Source organism: Lacibacter sp., from assembly GCF_035299325.1.
GTDB lineage: Bacteria > Bacteroidota > Bacteroidia > Chitinophagales > Chitinophagaceae > Lacibacter.
Genome location: NZ_DATGWT010000013.1, coordinates 146,462 through 167,788 on the forward strand (window position 1 = coordinate 146,462; position 21,327 = coordinate 167,788).

Annotated in this window: 14 protein-coding genes; 8 read left to right on the forward strand and 6 right to left on the reverse strand. The window is 41.8% G+C overall.

From position 1 onward, the window contains the following. The first annotated feature begins 11 nt into the window (after positions 1-11). A complete protein-coding gene (locus VK159_RS08705; RefSeq protein ID WP_324229740.1) occupies positions 12-4,139 on the forward strand; it encodes a hybrid sensor histidine kinase/response regulator transcription factor in 4,128 nt (1,375 codons plus the stop codon). A gap of 23 nt (positions 4,140-4,162) precedes the next feature. Here the strand turns inward: VK159_RS08705 and VK159_RS08710 are convergent, their stop codons facing one another. After that, positions 4,163-5,350 carry a dipeptidase gene (locus tag VK159_RS08710; protein ID WP_324229741.1) on the reverse strand — a complete coding sequence of 396 codons (1,188 nt, stop codon included), beginning with the start codon at positions 5,348-5,350 and terminating at the stop codon, positions 4,163-4,165. A 41-nt stretch (positions 5,351-5,391) separates the two neighbouring features. On the opposite strand from VK159_RS08710, the gene VK159_RS08715 reads away from it, so the two are divergent. After that, positions 5,392-5,865: a GNAT family N-acetyltransferase gene (locus tag VK159_RS08715; protein WP_324229742.1), complete on the forward strand. Its 474-nt coding sequence runs from the start codon at positions 5,392-5,394 to the stop codon at positions 5,863-5,865. Between the two features lie 133 nt (positions 5,866-5,998). Here the strand turns inward: VK159_RS08715 and VK159_RS08720 are convergent, their stop codons facing one another. Then, on the reverse strand, positions 5,999-11,374 hold the full coding sequence (locus VK159_RS08720) for an alpha-2-macroglobulin family protein (RefSeq protein ID WP_324229743.1): 5,376 nt from the start codon (positions 11,372-11,374) through the stop codon (positions 5,999-6,001). Positions 11,375-11,566: 192 nt separating this feature from the next. Between VK159_RS08720 and pbpC the strand changes: the two genes are divergently transcribed. Next, the gene (gene pbpC, locus VK159_RS08725) at positions 11,567-13,882 is read left to right on the forward strand and encodes a penicillin-binding protein 1C (protein WP_324229744.1); all 2,316 of its coding nucleotides are present in this window, start codon (positions 11,567-11,569) and stop codon (positions 13,880-13,882) included. 120 nt (positions 13,883-14,002) lie between these two features. Beyond that, positions 14,003-14,740 carry an iron-sulfur cluster repair di-iron protein gene (gene ric, locus VK159_RS08730; protein WP_324229745.1) on the forward strand — a complete coding sequence of 246 codons (738 nt, stop codon included), beginning with the start codon at positions 14,003-14,005 and terminating at the stop codon, positions 14,738-14,740. An 84-nt stretch (positions 14,741-14,824) separates the two neighbouring features. Here the strand turns inward: ric and VK159_RS08735 are convergent, their stop codons facing one another. Continuing rightward, positions 14,825-15,370: a hypothetical protein gene (locus VK159_RS08735; protein WP_324229746.1), complete on the reverse strand. Its 546-nt coding sequence runs from the start codon at positions 15,368-15,370 to the stop codon at positions 14,825-14,827. Between the two features lie 187 nt (positions 15,371-15,557). On the opposite strand from VK159_RS08735, the gene VK159_RS08740 reads away from it, so the two are divergent. Both VK159_RS08740 and VK159_RS08745 read left to right on the forward strand, forming a co-directional pair. Then, on the forward strand, positions 15,558-16,319 hold the full coding sequence (locus VK159_RS08740) for a class I SAM-dependent methyltransferase (protein WP_324229747.1): 762 nt from the start codon (positions 15,558-15,560) through the stop codon (positions 16,317-16,319). After that, positions 16,316-17,062 (forward strand): FkbM family methyltransferase, encoded by a 747-nt coding sequence (locus VK159_RS08745; protein ID WP_324229748.1) that lies wholly within the window; start codon positions 16,316-16,318, stop codon positions 17,060-17,062. The genes VK159_RS08740 and VK159_RS08745 overlap by 4 nt, the downstream gene beginning before the upstream one ends. Positions 17,063-17,073: 11 nt before the next feature. Here VK159_RS08745 and VK159_RS08750 read toward each other — a convergent pair whose 3' ends face one another. Continuing rightward, positions 17,074-17,811 (reverse strand): hypothetical protein, encoded by a 738-nt coding sequence (locus VK159_RS08750; RefSeq protein WP_324229749.1) that lies wholly within the window; start codon positions 17,809-17,811, stop codon positions 17,074-17,076. A 64-nt stretch (positions 17,812-17,875) separates the two neighbouring features. Then, positions 17,876-18,439, reverse strand: coding sequence for a phosphoribosylglycinamide formyltransferase (locus VK159_RS08755; RefSeq protein WP_324229750.1), 564 nt, complete (start codon positions 18,437-18,439; stop codon positions 17,876-17,878). 109 nt (positions 18,440-18,548) lie between these two features. On the opposite strand from VK159_RS08755, the gene VK159_RS08760 reads away from it, so the two are divergent. Beyond that, the gene (locus VK159_RS08760) at positions 18,549-19,475 is read left to right on the forward strand and encodes a tetratricopeptide repeat protein (RefSeq protein ID WP_324229751.1); all 927 of its coding nucleotides are present in this window, start codon (positions 18,549-18,551) and stop codon (positions 19,473-19,475) included. A 56-nt stretch (positions 19,476-19,531) separates the two neighbouring features. On the opposite strand, the gene VK159_RS08765 is transcribed toward VK159_RS08760, so the two are convergent. Next, positions 19,532-19,822: a DUF6787 family protein gene (locus VK159_RS08765; RefSeq protein ID WP_324229752.1), complete on the reverse strand. Its 291-nt coding sequence runs from the start codon at positions 19,820-19,822 to the stop codon at positions 19,532-19,534. A 244-nt stretch (positions 19,823-20,066) separates the two neighbouring features. On the opposite strand from VK159_RS08765, the gene VK159_RS08770 reads away from it, so the two are divergent. Beyond that, positions 20,067-21,314, forward strand: a complete 1,248-nt coding sequence (locus VK159_RS08770; protein ID WP_324229753.1) for a c-type cytochrome — start codon at positions 20,067-20,069, stop codon at positions 21,312-21,314. Positions 21,315-21,327: the final 13 nt, after the last annotated feature.

Below are 21,327 nucleotides of genomic sequence, written 5' to 3' on the forward strand. Positions count from 1 at the left end.
TTTATAAGCAAATGCACCCAAGCCACATTACGTCTAAACTGCTGCTGATCCTTTTTGGGGTTTGGCTGGCTGTGCCTGTCTCGGGTCAGTTGAAGTATAAGCAGTTGACCACCTCTCATGGTTTATCGCAAGGTTATGTGTATGATATACTGCAGGATAAAGACGGCTTCATGTGGTTTGGCACCAAAGACGGGCTTAACCGCTACGATGGGTATAGCTTTAAAGTGTATACCCACGACAGCTACGATCCGTACTCCATCAGCAATAACAATATTTACTGCCTTTTTGAAGACAGTAAAGGCAGGCTTTGGGTAAGTACGGATGATGGCATTAATATTTACGATAAAACCCGTAATCGTTTTCGGCGCATTTCACACAATCCCAAAAATGCCAACAGCCTATCCGGCAATAAAGTTTTTTTACCTGTCATTGAACTGCCTGATGGAAAGTTTCTTGTATTTCCGCAGGAGAAGAGTTTAAATGTTATTTCGTTGCCCAATGAATTTCTGGAAAATAATTCCCAACCTGTAATTACACATTTAACGGTACCGGGGGCGCAAAATGTTTCGTGCATGTATATGGACGGCCGTAAGAAAGTCTGGATCATTTCTGATAAGGTTTATGAATTGCTGCCCAACGATCTGTCGCTTGTATGGCGAAAGAATAGTTTTGTATTTGGTCAAACTGCACCCGCTGCAGATGGCAGTGTGTGGGCTGATGATTTTTTCTTTAGCCAAGTGCAGGATACCAACGCTTATCCACTGTTTTCAAAAGATATCGTCAGAGGTCATGGCAGAGTTTTTTTTCACGAAATGGATAAAAAAAGATTTTGGCTGGGCATCACCGATTCGGGCAGGCTGGAAATTTATGATATTAAAAACTGGAAGCGGGGCAGCCCGGTTGACCCGGAACAAACAAGACTGTATAGTTTTTCAGAAGTAACACCAACAAGAATTTACAAAGACCGTTCGGGGCTTGTTTGGGTGGGCACGAATGGTTACGGCTTGCGCAAGTACAGCAACGAAACGGAAAAATTTCATCATATTGATCGTGGTTTTAGTGTGCGTAAAATAATGGGGTTGCCAAACAACGAGGTTTTTATAAGAGGCTGGGGCGAATTAAAAAGGTTTGATATTGATGGAAAAAATTTATCCGGTAAAGAAGAAAAGCTGTTGTTTGATGGCAGTGATTTTTTTATGGGCAAAGACTTTACCATTTGGGGCTTGCGCCGTAAAAGCGGTTACAGTGCCAATAATTATGATGAAGTAATTGAAAAATTAAACATCGTCACAAAAGTTTCAACTACTTACAAGATCAATGTTAACAGGGAAGAAGAATTGTGGGAACCAAAACTTGAAGACAGCAAAGGCAATATATGGGTTACAGGTCTTGGCGGAATGCTGATTGTATTAAATCCTTTTACAGGAGCGTATAAAAAATTTACAATCAACACCGATGCTGCCAACCCGATGCTGAAAGGTGCACAGATAAATGCTTTGCATGAAGATGCAACCGGTGTGTTTTGGGCGGGAACCGAAAACGGCCTCGCAAAAATTAATTTTCAATTCAATGCTGCCGCGCCGCCAAAAATTACATGGTACAAAACAAACGCTGCTGATAAAACAGCGTTGAATTACAGCCATGTGTCATGCATCATCAATGATGCGTTCGATAACAACATTTTGTGGATAGCGACAAAAGGCGGCGGTCTCAATCGCCTGAATAAAACAACCGATCAATTTACACATATCACAACCAAAGAAGGTCTTTGCAATAATGTGGTGTATGGATTGTTGACTGATGGTGCAGGTAATATTTGGGGCAGTACCAATAACGGTATTTTTTGTTTGCTGAATAGCAAGAAAGAAAAACAAGACCAATGGTTGTTCAGGCATTTCACAAAAGCGTCGGGCTTGCAGGACGATGAGTTTAATACAGGCGCTTATGCAAAACTTCCCAACGGTGATCTGGCATTTGGTGGTGTTAATGGGCTAAACGTTTTTAATCCGGCAGCCGTTTTGCAAAATGGTATTTCACCAAATGTGTTTATCACAAGTGTTTTAGTAGGTAATGAAGTGGTATTGCCAAATGATAAAACCGGACTACTGAAACAGACGATCGAATATGCTCCGTCCATTACCTTAAATCACGCACAGGATATTTTAACGCTTGAATTTTCATCGCTTGATTTTACGGCACCCGATCAGAATAAATACCGCTACCAGTTGGTTGGTATTGATAAAGACTGGGTAGAAAGTGGTACAAGACGTAATGCTACATACTTACATCTGCCGGCCGGCAATTATATTTTTAAAGTACAAGCCAGCAACAGTCAGGGTGTATGGAGTGATAAAATAAAAGAACTGCAGATAAGAGTGCTGCCACCTTGGTGGCGAACATGGAAGGCTTATCTTTTTTATGCGCTGTTGATCGGCTTTGCAGCAAGAGCCTATTTTTTATTCAGGATCAATAAAGCGAAACTGCAATCGCAATTACATTACGAGCAGCAGGAAGCAAAACGTGTAAAGGAATTAGATACACTGAAAACACAACTGTATGCGAACATCACCCATGAATTCCGCACACCACTTACCGTTATTTTGGGAATGGCACAGCAGGTAAAAGAAAAGCCTGAAGAGCATCTTGATGGAGGAATGGATATGATCGTTCGCAACGGAAAGCATTTGCTCAACCTTGTAAATGAAATGCTTGATCTGTCGAAGCTGGAAGATGGAAAGATGACGCTGCATTTGGTAAAAGGCGATGTCATCAATTTTTTACGTTATGTGGTAGAATCATTTCAATCATTGGCAGCAAGTCAGCAAAAACAATTTCACTTTTTAGCGGATGCAGATGAGTTGGTGGTAGCGTATGATGCAGAAAAGTTACGACAGATCATTACCAATCTTTTATCCAATGCGTTGAAGTTTACTCAGGCAAAGGGCAATGTGTATGTAAGTATTTCGCAGGAAGCAGCGGAAGAACCCGGTACTACTGTTATGGTTTTGAAAGTAAAAGACACAGGCATTGGTATTCCTGAAAACCAATTGGAGCACATCTTCGATCGTTTTTATCAACTGGATAACAGTCATACACGCAAAGCAGAAGGTACAGGAATTGGTCTTGCGCTTACCAAAGAACTGGTAAAACTCATGAACGGAACCATTGCTGTAAAAAGTCCGCCGGTAGGTGCAACGAAAGGAACTGAGTTTACTATCACATTACCTCTACAAAAAGCAAATGCGGAAGAAGTTGCAGTAACCGTTCCTGCATTTACAAAAGAACCTGCTATTGAACCTGTTTCTGCACGAAAGGAACCTATTATCATTAACAATGAACATACAACAGCAACCACACCGTTGATCTTACTGGTAGAAGACAATGTAGATGTTGTAGCCTATACAGCAAGCTGCCTGCCCCAATACAAACTGGCGGTTGGTAAAGATGGAAAAGAAGGATTTGAAATTGCAATTGAAATGATTCCTGATCTGATCATTACCGACGTAATGATGCCATTTATTGATGGGTTTGAAATGTGCAGGAAATTGAGGCAAGATGAACGCACCAGTCATATTCCCATCATTATGCTTACTGCAAAAGCTGATATGCAAAGCAAACTGGAAGGATTGGAAAAAGGTGCCGATGTGTATTTAGAAAAACCGTTTCATAAAGAAGAGTTGCTGCTGCGTATTAAAAAACTATTGGAGCTGCGGAAAAATTTGCAGGAGTATTACAGCAAACAAATGGGTATTGCAGATAATGCTGAAACTACATCAACAGAAGGAACAGAAATTGTTGCAGAAGAAAAAACTGAACATGAGTTTGTGAAAAAAGTCAGAGAACTGGTGGAAGCTAATTTCACCAACTATGAATTCAGTGTGGAGCAATTGTGCAAATTGATCTTTATGAGTCACTCGCAACTGCATCGCAAACTGGAAGCGCTTACCGGTTGCTCACCTAATAAGTTTATCCGCATCATACGCTTGAATAAAGCCAAAGAATTATTAGCCAATCCTTCATTAAGCATTGCAACCATTGCGTTGGATTGCGGGTATAACGATCCCGGTTATTTTGCAAGAGTATTCAAACAGGAATACGGTGTAACACCGCAGGATTGGCGGGTCACTATCAATAAATAGAAAGCTGAAAAATTCTTTTAAAACTATTGTACGGTGTGCTTCATGTTCGCCTCAAACACCCTCACAAAATTACCACCCAATATTTTCCTGATATCTTTCTTACTGTAACCTCTTTCCAATAATGCTTTAGTGATGAGCGGATAATCTTCCACACCATTCAACTCTAATGGCGGTGCTTCAATACCATCAAAATCACTACCCATACCTACATGATCAACACCAACAAGTTTTACAATGTAATCGAGATGATCGAGCAAAACAGATAATGAAGGACGAATACTCAACAGTTGATCTTTGTATTTTTCTGCGGTGATGATCCGTGCATAATCGGGTTGCATATTTTGTTTGATGAGCGAATCGATCTCCGGTTGGTATTGCTGCAGTAACACATTACGCTTGGCTTCATAGGTACTGTCAATAAACCCTGCATAAAAATTCAGAAAGATCACACCACCACTTGTTGCAATGGCTTTGATCTGCTCATCTTTTAAGTTCCTTCTGTGCGGACATAAATTCCAGACACAACTATGTGAAGCAATGATTGGTTTGGTTGTGATCTTTGTAATATCCCAGAATGTTTGTTCGCCCACATGACTGATGTCAACCATCACACCCAATTCATTCATGCGTTTGATAACCTGCTTGCCAAATTCTGTTAATCCTTTTTTTCCCTCGCTGTTCAATGCACCACTAGAGGTTGTTTCATCTGCCGCACTGGTTGCCCATGGTGTGGAATTATTCCAGGTAATGGTCATATAACGCATGCCTCTTTTATGCAATGCGTCGAGTTTTGATAAATCATTCTCGATCATATGTCCGCCCTCGACACCAAACATGGTCGCCAGCTTTTTTTCTTTCATGGCTTTTTTAAAATCAGCAGGCGAGTACACCAACATCATTTTTGAAGGATTTCGGTTGACCCATGCATACACACTATCCATTTCCTGGTTGGCAAATGCATAAGGTTCTTTTTGTTCGCCGCCACAAAAGATCGAGAACATCTGAGCATCCACACCACCTGTAAACATGCGGTTGAGATCGGAATGTGTTTGCCCTCTCAGATCTGCATCAAACGCTACTTTCTTTTCAATAGCAGATGAAGGAATATCATTATGTGTATCCACTAACACACTGGCTTTATGGATCTTTTTATAATTCTGGGCAAAAACGAAAGACGGTGCTGATAATAAAAGCAAAATTCGTAGTAACATGAGCAGCTAAGATTGTAAGTTTGCAGTTAAGGTATACAAAAATGACGGAGTTAATTTATATACAGCAGGAAGGCTGGTTGATGGATGAGGTGAGGAAGCTGTTTCGGGAATATGAAACGGAGCTGGATGAAAATCTTTGTTTCCAGAGTTTTGAAGATGAGTTGAAAGATCCGTTGAAATTTTACGGGCCCCCGAAAGGTGTTTTGTACCTGGCCAAGTGGAATAACGAGGTGGCCGGTTGCGTTGCCCTGAAACCCTTGCGTGAAAAAGGTAGTTGCGAAATGAAGCGGCTTTATGTAAAACCGTTTTATCGTAAACATAAGATCGGGAAAGTGTTGGTGGAGCAACTGATTAAAGATGCGCAGATGCTGGGTTATACAAAAATGAAACTCGACACCTTAGAGAAATTACAACCTGCCATTGGTTTGTACAGGCAATATGGTTTTGTGGAAACCACCGCTTATTATGAAAATCCGTTGGATGAAGTGGTTTATATGGAGAAAGATTTGATTTGAATTTGATCAATAAAGAAAAGTCCGCATTTTATCATTTGATGAAATGCGGACTTCTTGTTTTAGGTATGTCATATCTACTGCAATCTGATTGATATCATCAACCTGTTATAGATATGGCATTCCTAAGCAATACTTACTGTATCACTTTCACAACACCTGCACCATGGTACGAATGATATTCGCCATTGTACATCGCATCGGCACTAACAGGTCCCATGCGATAATTACCAGGCGATACTGCACGCACTGCATAATAATAACTCTGTCTTCCACTATTCAGATCAACAAAGAAATGAATACGGTCATCACGCACATCCAATGCAGTTGGGTTTGATGCATCTTTGATCCAATCCATACCCGGCAATTCTTTGGTGCGTGGATTTTCAATTTCAAAACCGGCAGGTAACAGATCGGTGATCACCACGTTCTCAACTAAAGTGGAGAAACTTTTTTCAATGGTTACTTTCACAACGATGAGATCGTTTTGTTTAAACGTATTACCTGTAATCGGTTGACCATAACGGTTATAAAACTGGCGACGCACTTTCAGGTAACTGTCTTCTTCTTTATAATCACCGGTTGCACTTACTCCTTCTGCCACCCAATAATAATATAAAAGTCCGCTACCTTTTGTTGCAACCTGTATGTTGGAAGAACCCAATTGTTTTGCATTCAGTTTCAGATCTGTGCCGTTGAGTTTACCTACTGTTTTACCATTGGTAGCAACATCAGCTGTTACATTACTTTTTGCTGCTGTACGTGCAAGTTTGCCCAATGCTAAAAATCCAAATGCACGTTCCTGTGTACTTAACCAGCGACGTTCTTTTAAGAATTGTGATACATGTCTTGCCATGAGTGGTATTTGTGCATTGCCCGGATCAACATCCATCAAGGTGTTGAGTGCAATGGCTTCATCACGTACGTCACTGTAAAAACTTCCACCCGTCTGCGGTAAACTTATTTCTCCACTGAAGGAAGATGGTAACATCGCCGCATAACTTTTCTTATCACCACTTAATGCATACGCCGCAGATAAAAGATAACGACTGTCAAGAGCCAACATGTTTTGATTGGCTTTGTAATAATTCATGACACTGATCTGTGCACGGTTGCCCAATGCCAACACATATAAACTATACGCAACTTCCTTTGGCGCAATTTTCTTTTTCTGAGTGCGGTTATAATAATAATCGATGGTTTCTTTTGTTTTTAAACGGGTCATGAGATAGCCCATCATGGTTTCAACCAAACTATTATCAACATCATAACCGGCTTTGCGTGCTTCCAATAAAAAGTGTGCAGCATAAATGGTACTCCACCAATGAACAGTGCCTTCGTCATCCCATAACGTAACAGCGCCATTGTACAACTGCCGCATTTTTATTTTGCGGATAGCTTCGTTGATATTGGCAACAGAAGTAGCAGAAGCTCCTTTGTTTGGTTTGAGTTGATCGGCCAGGTCAGCAAAATATAGTTGCGGAAATGCAGCCGATACTGTTTGTTCTGTACAACCATAAGGATACTGCACGAGATATTTTAATTGATCACTTAATTCCAACGTAGGCGATTTACTGATGATGAGTTGATAATCGGCACTGCCCTGCATAAACCTGTTGACAGGTATATTGATGGCTTGTGATGAACCGCCATTGATGCTGCCGCTGCCACTTTCTTTTTGCAAGGTGGATGGCGGACGAACAGTGATCTGTGTTTCATCAAAGAATGTTTCGCCCATTGCTTTTACTTCAATACGGATGCGACCTGAGTCGATGCGTTGTTGAGCAACAACCTGGAACACGGCCCTGCTTTCTGCATTAGCTGGCAATGGAGCCTGTTGAGTACTTACGCCAACAACCTGCAACGGCCCGCTTACATTTATTTTTACACTGGCACTGCTTGCATTTTTTGTTGTGTTGCTCAATGTAACAGGAACAAGTACGGTATCACCCGGGCTTAAGAAACGTGGTAACCCTGCACTGATCACAATTGGATCAGCAACTTTCATATTTTCTTCGGCCGAACCAAACTGTTCGTTCTTATAAGCAACAGCCATCAAACGTATTTCACCGCTGAACTGTGGTACATCAAATTCAAATTCTGCATCACCACTACCATTTGCTTTTTGCACACCGCTCCAATAACTCAAAATTTTGATGCGTTTGTTTGGCATGGGATTGTTGCGTTTTTCCATATCACTTCCATCACCACCGGTGCTGCTGAGCCGTGCACGCAATTCAGGAAACAATAACGGATAAAGATCAAATGCATTTACACCCAGTTCTTTCTTTTGATAGAAGTAAGAATACGGATCAGGTGTTTTCATATTGCTCACCTGCAATACACCATTATCAACTGCAGCGAGTGTAACATAACTGCCCGGCGCTGCTTTTACTTTTACCTTTTGATGTGTGCGGCTGCGTGTTGATTTGTTCGCTGTGATCTGCACATCGATCTTTCGACTCTTCTCATCTACTTTCAACGATTGAAAACCATGTGCCACAGTCAACGGGATATCGCCTGTTGTATGTGGTTTGATGAGCGTTGCAGTTACAAACACATTTGGTAAATGCTCTGCAGCAATATTAAGATCAAGCGAAGCTGAACGGTTTTCAACATTGATGTATTGATAAGATACCACATGATCTGTTTCAAATGTTACCAGCATACGACCGCTGAAAGGTGTTTTGAATAAGAGCTTTGCTTTTTCACCGGTGGCATATTCTTTCTTGTCGGTTTCAATATCAATTTGTCCTTCAGTATTAACTTCAAACGAACTGTTGTTGCCACCCCAACTGCCGTAGCTGTAAAAACTGCGGCTCACATAGGTATCGGCGTTCGGTGCATAAATGCGTATTTCATAATTACCGGGTTGACGGGGAACAAACGCGTAGTTGGTATTCTCACCCATGATGGTTACTACATCTTCCTTCATCACTTTATCTTCTTTCTGCGATTCGTAACGGAAGTAATCGCCGCTCTTGCTTAACACGGTTCTGTATTCATGTTTGATCACCTGCACACGAGACATTGCGTTTACTACTTTTTCATCTTTGTTTAAAGCGATCAACGGAAACTTGATGCTCTGATTCAACGGATAATAACAGTAACCGTCATAACCCAAACCATAAAACACTTTTTGAGTAAACACATCGGCCTTGGTGAGTTTACTTACAGGCCGGCCTGTTTCATCAAACACGGTTGTATAAATATCAACCTGCAACAAACCGAGATTGTTATAAAGTGAAGGAACGCTCACGCCTTCGGTTGCATTTCCGTTTGCATCGGTTGTTCCTTCTTTTACCACTTTATCGAAGAACGAAGATTGATTACTTAACGAAAATGTATAACGATCATACTTATCAGGAGAGAAGTAAGCCTGCTTGAATTGAATTTCTGTTTCGTATTTGCGATTGGCAGCAGGTGGTCCGAAAAAGTTGGTTGCATTGATGCGTAATGAAGCCGAATCACCAACAGTTAAAAATTCTTTGCTGAGTAATGCCGCCACTTTAATACGATCAGGTACAAACTCTTCAATGCTGAATGATTTGCTGCTGAGCAATACATCGTTGCCGGAATATAATTCGAGTTGATAACTGCCGGTGATGGCAGCAACTGGCAGATCAATACTTACTTCAGCAGAACCTTGTTCGTTCAGCATTTTACGGAAGCTTTTCATTTCCTTCCCGTTCGGCATAATGAACTTGAGCTTCACCGGTAATTCGCCGGGAGTTTTCCAATCGTTGGTACGCAATACAATGTTTGCGTTCACTCTTTCACCGGGACGATAAATATCACGCTCTGCATAAATGAATGCATCCATGCCGGTTGTGCTCCATGCTTTACCACCAACATCAAAACGACTTGTATTTACTTTCGTATTAAAAAATGGTAAGTAGTTGAAATCATCAGCCGTTTTTGCAATCACCATTGCCGGTTTAAAACCGCTGTATTCTTTTCGTGCATAGGCAACTTCTGCCACACCATCATTGTTGGTTGTTCCTGTGCCGAGCAGTTGATTGTTGCTGCCATATACAGAAACGTTCACTCCGCTTAGTGATGCCGCTGATTTAATGGAGTTGGCAAACACCAGCATTTTTTCTTTGCCTTCTTTAGCTATCAAGCCAATATCGCTGAGTGAAATAAAGCGTCGGTCCCTGATCCAATAATCTTCAGTTGATTGAATTTGCAAATGATAAATGCCATTGAAATCTTTCACACGGTCGGCAATGTTGAAATTGAACAAACGACTGCCGCCGAGTTTTGGTAAGCTGCGGGTATCAATTTCTTTTTCGTAGATCACATCACCCAACGTTGCATCGCCACCTTCTTCATCGTAGTAATAATCATCTTCACTGTTTTTGGGATAGTAACCATATTTATGTGCAGCGAGTAAGTTGTTCTCATAAACTTTAGAAATGATCACTTTTACCTTGGGCACATTGCTGATCCTGATCTCAATATTTTTATTTCCCTGTGAAGAAAGATAAACGGCTTTGCTGTTACCGAATGCAATATCCGGTTCCAGTTCGCCAAAGGCAACCGTTTCTTTATAATCTTCTTTCAACGTACCGCCAAGTTTACCACGCAGACCTTTCGTTAATAACAGTTCATAGGTTTTACTCACATCAAACGCATCACCGGTAATAATGAAACCATCATCTTCTACTTCCACGTCATACTTTACGCCGGGGTTGAGTTTGATGTATTGATTCAACACATCGGCCACCACCTGTTGCGAAGTGAATACTTTCACCGTTGCCGATAATCCATCATGCCTGGCTTCCATATTGGTAACAGTAAGCGTGTAAGGCGACGGAATCGTGAACTTTTCTTCGATGGCTTCTTTGGTTGCATTCTTTCCGCCATCGGGCACCAAACCTTTATCGAGTGTTACGGTTGTATTGTAATCACGGTCTTCCGTTTTTACATTTAACAGCCGGATCGATACCTTGCGATCGTTGTTGATGGTTTGCACACTGTAATCCTTCTCCTGTTCATCCAGTTTTACTTTCAGCTTTTCTTTTAAGGCTGCAGGCGTAACCACATAGTTGAAATAAAGATCAACCTGCGGTATTGCTTTGTTGGTTGCATCATCCAATACCCAGGTGATGTTTGAGTTTTCCAACTTCAGTTCGGGGGTATAAAACTCCAGCGGTTCATCAACAGATACTTTATTGTATTTGGTGAAAGCCAACACTTCCTTATTAATACTTGCTTTGTATGAAGTAGCGGGTGAAAGCGGCGCAGATGGAGAAAAGATCAGTTCGTCGCCATGCTCCCAACGGAATCGTCCGCTGATCTTGGGTTCAAACTCCACATAAGGAATCGAATCCCAACGGTTGAGCAAAGAATCGGGCACCAGGTTTTTATTAAACCGGAACACGAGATTTTGTAATTGCTGAATTTCGCCTTTGGCATTGCTGTCGGTTAGTTTTACGGCATTACGGTTACAGGAAACAAAAAGAGAAACTGCTACTGTTACAAACAGCAGGTGCAGGCGGTTGCGCATAAAGGTTAAAGTTGAAAGACGTTTGAAGTGGAGATAATTTGAAGTTGAATTTAATACAACATTCATCATATTTCCAAGTGTTATTTATTAAAGAATATATAAATGATGTAAAATATTAGCTTACTGCAAAGCAACTGCGTTGTAACTGTTTATTTACATCCTACATTTATAACAGGTAATGCCATCGCAAATATGAAGCTACCAAAACCGTCGTGGAAAAAAATCTTTCGAAGAACAGGCATCGCTGTACTTGGCTTCATTGTTTTATTTTTTATCCTGCATTTTATTTTTCCGCTGCCCGATAAAATAGAATACTCCACTATTATTACCGACGATAAAGGCGAAGTGATCCACGCTTTTCTTACCAGTGATGAACAGTGGCGCATGAAAACCGAGCTGGAAGAAATTTCACCGTTGCTCCGTAAAACCATTGTTCAGAAAGAAGACAAGTATTTCTATCGTCATTTCGGTATCAATCCAATTGCAGTTGGTCGTGCGTTTGTGATGAATGTATTTACCGGCAGACGAACATCCGGCGCCAGTACCATTACCATGCAGGTGGCCAAAGCATTGGAGCCGAAAAAGCGTAACATCGGCAACAAACTCATTGAAATGTTCAGGGCTTTGCAACTCGAACTGAAATACAGCAAAGATGAAATCCTGCAACTCTACCTCAACCTTGTACCATACGGTGGTAATATCGAAGGCGTAAAGTCGGCTTCTATTTTATACTTCGGTAAAAATCCTGATCATCTTTCGTTGGCTGAGATAACTGCTTTATCCATCATCCCCAACCGGCCATCATCATTGGTAATTGGAAAGCATAACGATGAAATTGTAAAACAACGCAACAAATGGCTCAACCGTTTTGCAAAAGAGCAAGTGTTTACCAAAAAAGAAATTGAAGATGCGTTGGCCGAACCGTTAACAGCAAAACGTGGCGTGGTGCCTAAGCTTGCACCGCATCTTGCCTACAAACTAAAACAAAGCGGCGGGCCGATCATTAAAACCAACCTGCAACTCAACACACAATACAAAACTGAAAAGCTGGTGCAGGATTATGTGCGAACGCTTCGGTTGAGTAAGATACGCAATGCAGCAGTTATCATCATCGATAACGAAACGCACAAGGTGATTACGTATGTTGGCAGCGGCGACTTTACTGATACAACTGATGGTGGACAGGTAAACGGTGCAGCAGCGGTTCGTCAGCCGGGCAGTACATTAAAGCCTTTGTTGTATGGTTTGTGTTTTGATGAAGGCTTGCTTACACCCAAAAAAATGATGAACGATGTGCCGGTGAATTACGCAGGCTATGCACCCGAGAACTATGATAAAAATTTCAACGGTCCGGTTACAGTGGAGTATGCGTTGGAGCATTCGCTCAATATACCATCGGTAAAAGCATTGAACATGCTGGGCAAGGATAAAATGATTCAGCAACTCAGCAGCATCGGCTTCAAACAAATACAGGCCAAACAAAAAGCATTGGGGTTGAGTTTGATCCTTGGTGGATGTGGTGCCACACTTGAACAACTAACGGGTATGTACAGTTGTTTTGCAACAGAAGGAATGTATTACCGACCGTTGTTTGTGCAACACGATGGCGGATCAAAACCGCAACGCATTCTTTCGGCGGATGCAAGTTATATGGTCACCGATATTCTCAGCCGCATCAACCGACCTGACTTTCCCTTGCATTGGGATGCAACGGCACATTTACCGAAGATCGCCTGGAAAACGGGCACTTCGTACGGACGAAGAGATGCATGGAGCATCGGCTACAATAAAAAATATACAGTAGGCGTGTGGGTCGGGAATTTTTCGGGAGACGGCAATGCAGAGTTAAGCGGTGCACATACCGCCACGCCTTTGCTCTTCCGCATTTTTAATACACTCGATTACGATGCCGACCGTGCATGGTTTACGCCGCCGAAAGAACTTGAGCAACGGAAGATCTGCAGCGAAACAGGATTGCCGCCATCAGCACATTGTACCAATTTGGTGTTGGATTATTTTGTTCCTGGTATTTCATCAACGCAAACCTGTAACAACTTTGAAGAAATTGCTGTGAGTGCCGATGAAAAGATCAGCTATTGCAAAAGTTGCGAACCCGAAACAGGGTTCAAACGAAAAGGCTACAAACTCATTGCTGCCGAAGTGCAGAACTGGATGCAGGGAAATGGTTTAGCAGTTGAAGTAATTCCACCACATAATCCGCAATGCGAAAAAATATTTGCTTCGGGCGCACCGCAGATCAAATCACCGGTGAACGGAACTGAATATCTCATCAGCAAAAAAAATCCGGAACCGTTACAACTCGTTTGCGAAACCGGTAACGATGTGAGTCGTGTTTATTGGTACATCAATAATCAATTCTACAAAACAACCGATGCAGGCAGCAAACAATTCTTTTTACCAACCGAAGGCAACATTAAAATTTCCTGCACCGATGATAAAGGCCGCAACAGGGATATTAAGATCATGGTGAAGTATGTTGATCTGTGAGGCCCGAACGGCTGATGTGGGCTGTATTGTAATCTTACCGTCACAGTTTTTATTTATGATTTGCCTCATAATGCTTGTTTTTGAACGGCAGTAGTTTCGTTGCAACAAATTCTATCAATCATGAATGCAACAAACGAAAGAACAGTGGCCGAACTGGTAACCGAAGATTACCGTACGGCTGATGTATTTAAAAAATTCGGTATCGACTTTTGCTGTGGTGGAAAAGTAACAGTGGAGGAGATCTGTGTAAAAAAGAATATCTCGTACGAACAGTTGACCGAAGAACTGAACCGCATTGGTCAGTCAACTCCAACAACAGATACAAATTTCAAAGAGTGGCCGTTAGATAAACTGGCAAACTATATTGTAGAAAAACATCATGGCTATGTAACGAATAATCTTGAACTCATCCGTCAGTATGCAAACAAGGTAGCATTGGTGCATGGTGGGCATCGTCCGGAAACAAAAGCCATTGCACGCTTGTACAATGAAGTAGCCGATGAACTGGCGCATCATCTCGAAAAAGAAGAGATCATTTTATTTCCTTATGTAAGCCAACTGGCAGCAGCTAAACGTAACAACGTAAAAATTCAGGCACCACATTTCGGTACCGTGAAAAATCCGATCACGATGATGGAAGCCGAGCATGAATATGCAGGCGATCATTTTCACGAAATTGCTACGCTCAGCGATCAGTACACGGCACCACCGGAAGCTTGTAACACCTATCGTGTGTTGTATGCTAAATTGAAAGAGTTTGAAGATGATCTGCACACGCATATTCACCTTGAGAATAATATTCTTTTTCCGAAAGCAAAAACGCTGGAACAGGAAGTGATTGCACAGGCAAACTTGTAAATAAAGGGCGGGAGTATTTTAAACAACGGTTAACGTACATCAACATGAGAAAAAACAAAGGCCGCAGTATTGCGGCCTTTCTGCTTAATCTTCTTTGCTGCTTTTTTCGCCCACAAACCACTGTTCTTTGTTTTTGAACAGCACATTGAACGTAGTGAGCGAACCGTAGCAACGGGTAATGTATTGCTGGATGTTTACTTTCTCTTCGTCGCTGAGGGTTTTGTTACTGTTGATGTTTTGCTCCAGCACACGCAAACGATCACGCAGCATCACAATTTTGTGAAAGAAATCTTCCACAGGAATTTCTTTGGGCTTTAGTGATTTGTCTTTGGGTTGCAGGAGCATGGTGCCGCCTTCCCATTTTTCGCCGAGCGGAACAACTTCGCTCACGCCGTTCCATAAACGTAAAATTTTCAACAGCGATCTTTCTACTTCGCTGTGCGTTTCAATTTCTTCGGTTACATTTTCGGGGATGATCTCATCAAGTGCCGCATCCGTTTTATCAATTTCTTTTACACCGCTGTGGATGAATGAAATTAAATACGTGGCGTAACGGATGCCAACGATCACACCTGGACCGTGTTGTGTATGTTGCAGGCGTGTGCCTATGCCGAGATTTGTTTGTTCCATGTTCGAAACTTTTGAAAGAGCAAAGTACAACTGAAACGGGAAATAGTGTGAGTGATGTTTGTTGTATGATGATTGAAATCTGAAACCAGCAGTGGTTGCGTCACCCGACCAACGAAATGTAACAATTGAGTTTACGGCAAAGTAAATCTTTATCTGTAAAACGGTTTATCTTGCTATAAAATATAGAATGTACTCGCCTGAAAAATACTGGAATGCTGTAGCAACAGAGATCGGAAACCGTGAAGATGGAAACATCATTGCCGGTGATGACGAACCTTACTACAGGTATAAACGAAGTGTTTTATTAAAGCTGCTGAAAACAATTCCATTTAAAAATCAAAAGGTACTTGAACTTGGTAGTGGGCCGGGTGGGAATTTGTACGAGGTATCGTTGATGAATCCGGCAGAGTTATGGGGCTGTGATGTGTCGGCGGAAATGTTGAAGCTTGCCGAAAAACAGTTGGCAGGGAAACCTGTTCAGTTAAAGAAAACCAATGGCACAGAGTTGGAATTTCCCGATAAGTATTTTGATCTTTCGTTTACAATTACAGTGTTGCAACATAATACAAACACCGCATCGCTAAAGAAACTGATTGCTGAGTTATGTCGCATCACAACTAAAGAGATCTACATCTTTGAACGTATTGAAAATAATATCAAAGGCCATGAATCAAATCAAGGTCGTCCGGTTTCTTACTATCAATCCGTTTTCGGGGAGTTTGGTTTTGCATTGCAGGCAACCAGGCCCGTTGCAACCCCTGTAAGTTATTATGCCTGTGGTTTTATACGGAAAGTGTTTAATCCCAAGAGCAGGAAGGAAGGAGAAAAACCTACGGAAGTTTCTGTTTGGTTGCAGAAACTTGTGTTACCTGTTACTTCGGCCCTGGATAAAATCGTTCCAACAGAACGGGATTTGGTTATGCTCAATTTTAAACGATCAAACAATTGAATTTATCTGGCAATACCGGCATCTTACTTCGCTTGAAACGTTTGGTAAAAAAGCTGCCTGTTGTGTTTACAAGAAATCAACAGTACGACAGCCAGACCAAACAGATCATCCGTAAAGTATGTACTGCACACAGCAACACGGTTGATGTGGGTACGCATAACGGTGATATACTGGATGTGTTGCTGCAGCAATCGCCCAAAGGCACTCATTTTGGGTTTGAACCACTGCCGGGTCACTTTGAATCGCTTCGTGTAAAATACCGGCAACAGAAAAATATTGTGTTATTCGATCTTGCCTTGAGTAATGCAAATGGTAACAGCAGTTTCAACCATGTTACCAGTAACCCATCTTACAGTGGTATTAAAAAACGCAATTACGATCGTACCAACGAAACCGATGAAACCATTGAGGTAAAAACAGCAAGACTTGATGACGTGTTGTTGCAACAAAACAAGAAGATCGATTTTATGAAGATCGACGTGGAAGGAGCCGAGCTGGGAGTATTGAAAGGCGCAGCACAATTGATCAAACGTGACAGACCGGTGATCGTATTTGAATGTGGGCTTGGTGGTTCTGATGTGTATGATACAACGCCTGCCGAACTGTTTACCTTCTTTGCTGATCTTGGTTATACCATTTCACTGTTGAAGAATTATTTAAAAGAGGAACAGGCACTCAGCAAAACGTCATTTGAAGAACAGTACTACCAAAAGCTGAATTATTATTTTGCGGCGTTGCCGTGAGCAGGTGCTTTCTACAACCCTTTCTCCCGCTGAAAAGCTTTTGCTGCAGTTTGAATATATTGATAGAGTTCAATATCCAATACCTGTGTAAGAATATCATACTCGGGGCGGTAACGTTGCAGAAATTCATCAAGAGCCGGTCCGTCTTTCAACGTAGTCAAACGCAGTACAATGGTTTTATTAAACCGATAGTCGATATAACGGTTCTGTTCTTCACGGATCAATCGTTCCTGAAAACGGGCCATACTTCTGTTGCGCCGGAAACGGAATACATTGATCAACGCATCAAGATCAATACCTGCACTCATGCCTGCTTCGGGATTAGAGCCGGAGAAACGAACGCCGCCTTTATCGAAGTTGAATACTTTATCGTACTGTACACGGTTATCAATGGAATCCTGTTTGCGGTTCTTACCGTACACAATAATTTCTTTCAGCTGTTTGTAACGTCCCGGCACATGCATCTGTATTGAAATATCAAACGCTGAATAATCTTTAATGGAGGCAACAGAAAATTTCTGCGTGGGCCGGTTGCTGAAGAAAAAGAAAACAGAATCTTTTGCACCCACATAAATGGAATAGTTTCCGGCACTATCAGTAAAACTCATGGTGCCACAGGTACAGATCACCTGCACACTCATCACCACATTACGCTTGGTGCTATCGTACACGGTGCCCGATAATTGTATTTGGGCGGCACCGGTTTTGGCAAACAGGAAAACAATGATATAAAGGGTAAGTTTCTTCAAAACTGTTGCAATGATAATCGCTAAAACTGAAAAAAGTGGGTCTTGTAATTATTTTAGGAAGCTTTTACGAAACCAACTGCTCAATCACTTTTGCATAATGCTTGTGCTCCAGTTCATGAATACGTGCTGCCAATGTATCGGGCGTGTCATCTTCCTTCACCTCACACTTTGCCTGGAAAATGATCTTTCCATGATCATACACTTCATCAACAAGATGAATTGTAATACCGCTTTCGGTTTCTTTGTTGGCGATCACTGCTTCGTGTACATGATTTCCATACATGCCTTTACCTCCATACTTCGGTAATAAAGCCGGGTGAATGTTAACGATCTTTCCGGGATAGGCATGAATAAGTGCATCGGGTATCTTCCATAAGAATCCCGCCAATACAATAAACTCAATATCATCAACCTTAAATTCATCAACATAGGCATTGCCACGAAAAAACTGTTCCTTATCTAATAATAAGGTAGGAATGCCATGCTCATCAGCAATATTTAATACCCCTGCATGAGGTTTATTGCAAACTATCAGTTCAACCCGTACTTTTGGGTGCTGGGAAAAGTGTTCAATGATCTTTCGGGCATTGCTCCCGGCACCGGAAGCGAAAATGGCGATACTTGTCATCTGTTATTTATTATTGTTTATCGACCAGATGTAACCGTACAACTGTCTCTTTCTTTTTTGAGAATGAAGATGCCCGGTTTCATTTCGTGCAAAATTGTAACTTTCTCTAATGCAAAAGCTGTTTCTTTTTTGTACCCTGCTGATTTCTTTTCATGTACTGCATGCACAATACAGTACCTGTAACGGGAAAAGCTATGCTGCTCCTGTTTTTTCTGATTCGGCTCTTCTGAAACTGAACGCCAATCTGCAGACTGCAAAGAAAAATTATGAGACCGACAGCAGTAAAGCTGATCATATAATATGGTATGGACGACGATTAGCTTATCTCGCCCGATACGATGAAGCCATTACCATCTTCAGCAAAGGAATAACCCTTCACCCAACCGATGCAAGAATGTACCGCCACCGTGGCCACCGTTATCTCACCACCCGTTGTTACGATAAGGCCATTGCCGATTTTGAAAAAGCGGGTGAACTGATCAAAGGAAAGAAGGATGAGATGGAACCAGACGGCATACCCAATGCAAAGAACACGCCCACCAGCAGTCTCCAATCGAACATCTGGTACCATCTCGGGTTGGCTTATTATTTAAAGAAGGATTATGCGAAAGCGGAAGAAGCCTATAAAAAATGCCTGAAGGTTTCCAATAACCCCGACATGTACGTGGCCACAGCCAATTGGTATTATATAACGTTGTGGAAGCTGGATAAGGTGGCCAAGGCGAATGCTTTGCTCAAAAAGATCCATAAGAAAACAAAGCTGATCGAGAATACGGATTACCAAACCATCCTGTTAATATATAAAGGAGAACAAAACCCGGCTGAGATCAGAACCAAGTTTTTGGATGATACCAGTCCGCTTTCAAATGCAACGATCGGTTTTGGACTTGGAAATTATTACCTGAGTATTGGTCATGCTGCTGAAGGAGTAGATCTTCTTCGAAGAGTAACTGAAGGACCGCAATGGGCAAGCTTTGGTTACATGGCTGCTGAAGCGATGCTAGGAGAATTAAAGCGACCCCATTTTTCGTTCTGAGTTTTGCTTGAAACCGTTTGTTCCTTAGTAACCACGCAAGTCCCATTCAGCAGGATTTAAGGTGCTTTTTTCACCAATCCAATCCGCTGCCCCATTTTTTTTAAATAACCGGCAAAGAACCGGAACTGGCCGAACGGGATGCTGACTACTAATACCATCAACGGCCAAATGAGCGTGATCAACACAATATAGACGGGAATATAGAGCCAGGGAGCTTCAATGCCAAACAGGGGCATGATACGTTTTCCCAAAAAACCGGTGAGGCTGCCGCCAATGGCAAAAGTGCATAAGATGAGGGCCAGTTGAAGCGGACCCACCTTCCATTTATTACGCAGCTTTTCAAACATCACACAAAAATCGGGGAAAACTTTGTTTAACCACAACACACATTATAAAAAACACAGTGCAACAAAGCCATTCAGTTTTTTCAGGATGAATTGAAAGGTCCGAAGCGCAGCAATTTGTTCATTCTCAAGTCACAACTAAGTAAAATTTTTTTTGAAACTGTGGATATTATGTCAGTATCCTCCCCTATTTTTGCAGCCTGTATAACAGGATATTCTTCCTAATCACAATCGGTTCCAGAACGTTATGAATCAACCAAAATTACTACTCCGAAAGTCGGTCACGCTCTGTCTGGTCTTAGTTTCATTATTGATTACTGAAAAGTTGTTTGCACAGGATGGGAAAGCTTTGTTCCAGGCCAATTGTGCAAGTTGCCATGCAGTTGGTAAGAAACTGACCGGCCCTGCACTTGCAGGTGTTGAGGGACGTGGGCCATGGAGTGATCGTAAAAAATTATATGCATGGATTCACAATCCGGCTGGCTTCGCAAAAACAGATACTTATGCGGCTAACCTGATCAAAGAGTATAATGGCATATTGATGACTGGTTTTCCTGGTTTAGCTGATGCCGAGATCGATGCGATCATTACTTATATCAATGCAGAAGCATCTAAACCAGCTCCTGGTGCAACTCCGGGTGCAGTAGCAGCTGATGCACCAGCTGAAGATAATTCACTCCTCTTCGGAATCCTTGCTTTGGTATTAGCTATTGTTACCCTGATTTTATTACAGATCAACAGCAACCTGAAGAAGTTAACCGATGAGAAAGAAGGTGTTGTACGTGGTGAGCCAATTCCTTTCTGGAGAAACAAGGCTTACATGTCAACCTTAACCATCCTCTTCTTTATTGTTGCTGGTTACTTCTTTGCACAGGGTGCAATTGGTTTGGGTCGCCAGACAAATTATCAACCCGAACAACCAATTTACTATTCGCATAAAGTACACGCAGGCATCAACCAGGTAAACTGTTTGTATTGTCATGGAGGTGCTATGGAAGGCAAACATGCAAACATTCCAAGTGTGAATGTGTGTATGAACTGTCACATGGCTATCAATGAGTACAAGGGTGAGAAACTCGTGCGTGAAGATGGTTCAGAAGTAAACGGTACTGCAGAAATTCAGAAATTATACAAATACGCTGGCTGGGATCCGGCAGCAAATAAATACACTGGTGAAGGCAAACCAATCGAGTGGATCAAAATTCACAACCTGCCCGACCATGTATACTTCAATCACTCACAGCACACAAAAGCAGGTGGTGTACAATGTCAAACCTGTCATGGTGAAATTCAGAACATGGGTGAAGTTTATCAGTTCAGCAATTTGAGCATGGGCTGGTGTATCAACTGTCACCGTGAAACAAATGTGAAGTTTCAGGAAAACGGCTTTTACAGCATGTACGAGAAATTCCACAACGATATCAAAAACGGCAAAATGGATAGTGTAACCGTTGAAAAGATCGGTGGTACTGAATGTCAAAAATGTCACTATTAATAATCGGAGTCTG

Excerpts from the sequence above, each read along its gene's own strand:
- VK159_RS08705 (WP_324229740.1), top strand. The coding sequence starts at position 12 with ATGCACCCAAGCCACATTACGTCTAAACTGCTGCTGATCCTTTTTGGG.
- VK159_RS08710 (WP_324229741.1), bottom strand. The coding sequence starts at position 5,350 with ATGTTACTACGAATTTTGCTTTTATTATCAGCACCGTCTTTCGTTTTT.
- VK159_RS08715 (WP_324229742.1), top strand. The coding sequence starts at position 5,392 with ATGACGGAGTTAATTTATATACAGCAGGAAGGCTGGTTGATGGATGAG.
- VK159_RS08720 (WP_324229743.1), bottom strand. The coding sequence starts at position 11,374 with ATGCGCAACCGCCTGCACCTGCTGTTTGTAACAGTAGCAGTTTCTCTT.
- pbpC (WP_324229744.1), top strand. The coding sequence starts at position 11,567 with ATGAAGCTACCAAAACCGTCGTGGAAAAAAATCTTTCGAAGAACAGGC.
- ric (WP_324229745.1), top strand. The coding sequence starts at position 14,003 with ATGAATGCAACAAACGAAAGAACAGTGGCCGAACTGGTAACCGAAGAT.
- VK159_RS08735 (WP_324229746.1), bottom strand. The coding sequence starts at position 15,370 with ATGGAACAAACAAATCTCGGCATAGGCACACGCCTGCAACATACACAA.
- VK159_RS08740 (WP_324229747.1), top strand. The coding sequence starts at position 15,558 with ATGTACTCGCCTGAAAAATACTGGAATGCTGTAGCAACAGAGATCGGA.
- VK159_RS08755 (WP_324229750.1), bottom strand. The coding sequence starts at position 18,439 with ATGACAAGTATCGCCATTTTCGCTTCCGGTGCCGGGAGCAATGCCCGA.
- VK159_RS08760 (WP_324229751.1), top strand. The coding sequence starts at position 18,549 with ATGCAAAAGCTGTTTCTTTTTTGTACCCTGCTGATTTCTTTTCATGTA.
- VK159_RS08765 (WP_324229752.1), bottom strand. The coding sequence starts at position 19,822 with ATGTTTGAAAAGCTGCGTAATAAATGGAAGGTGGGTCCGCTTCAACTG.
- VK159_RS08770 (WP_324229753.1), top strand. The coding sequence starts at position 20,067 with ATGAATCAACCAAAATTACTACTCCGAAAGTCGGTCACGCTCTGTCTG.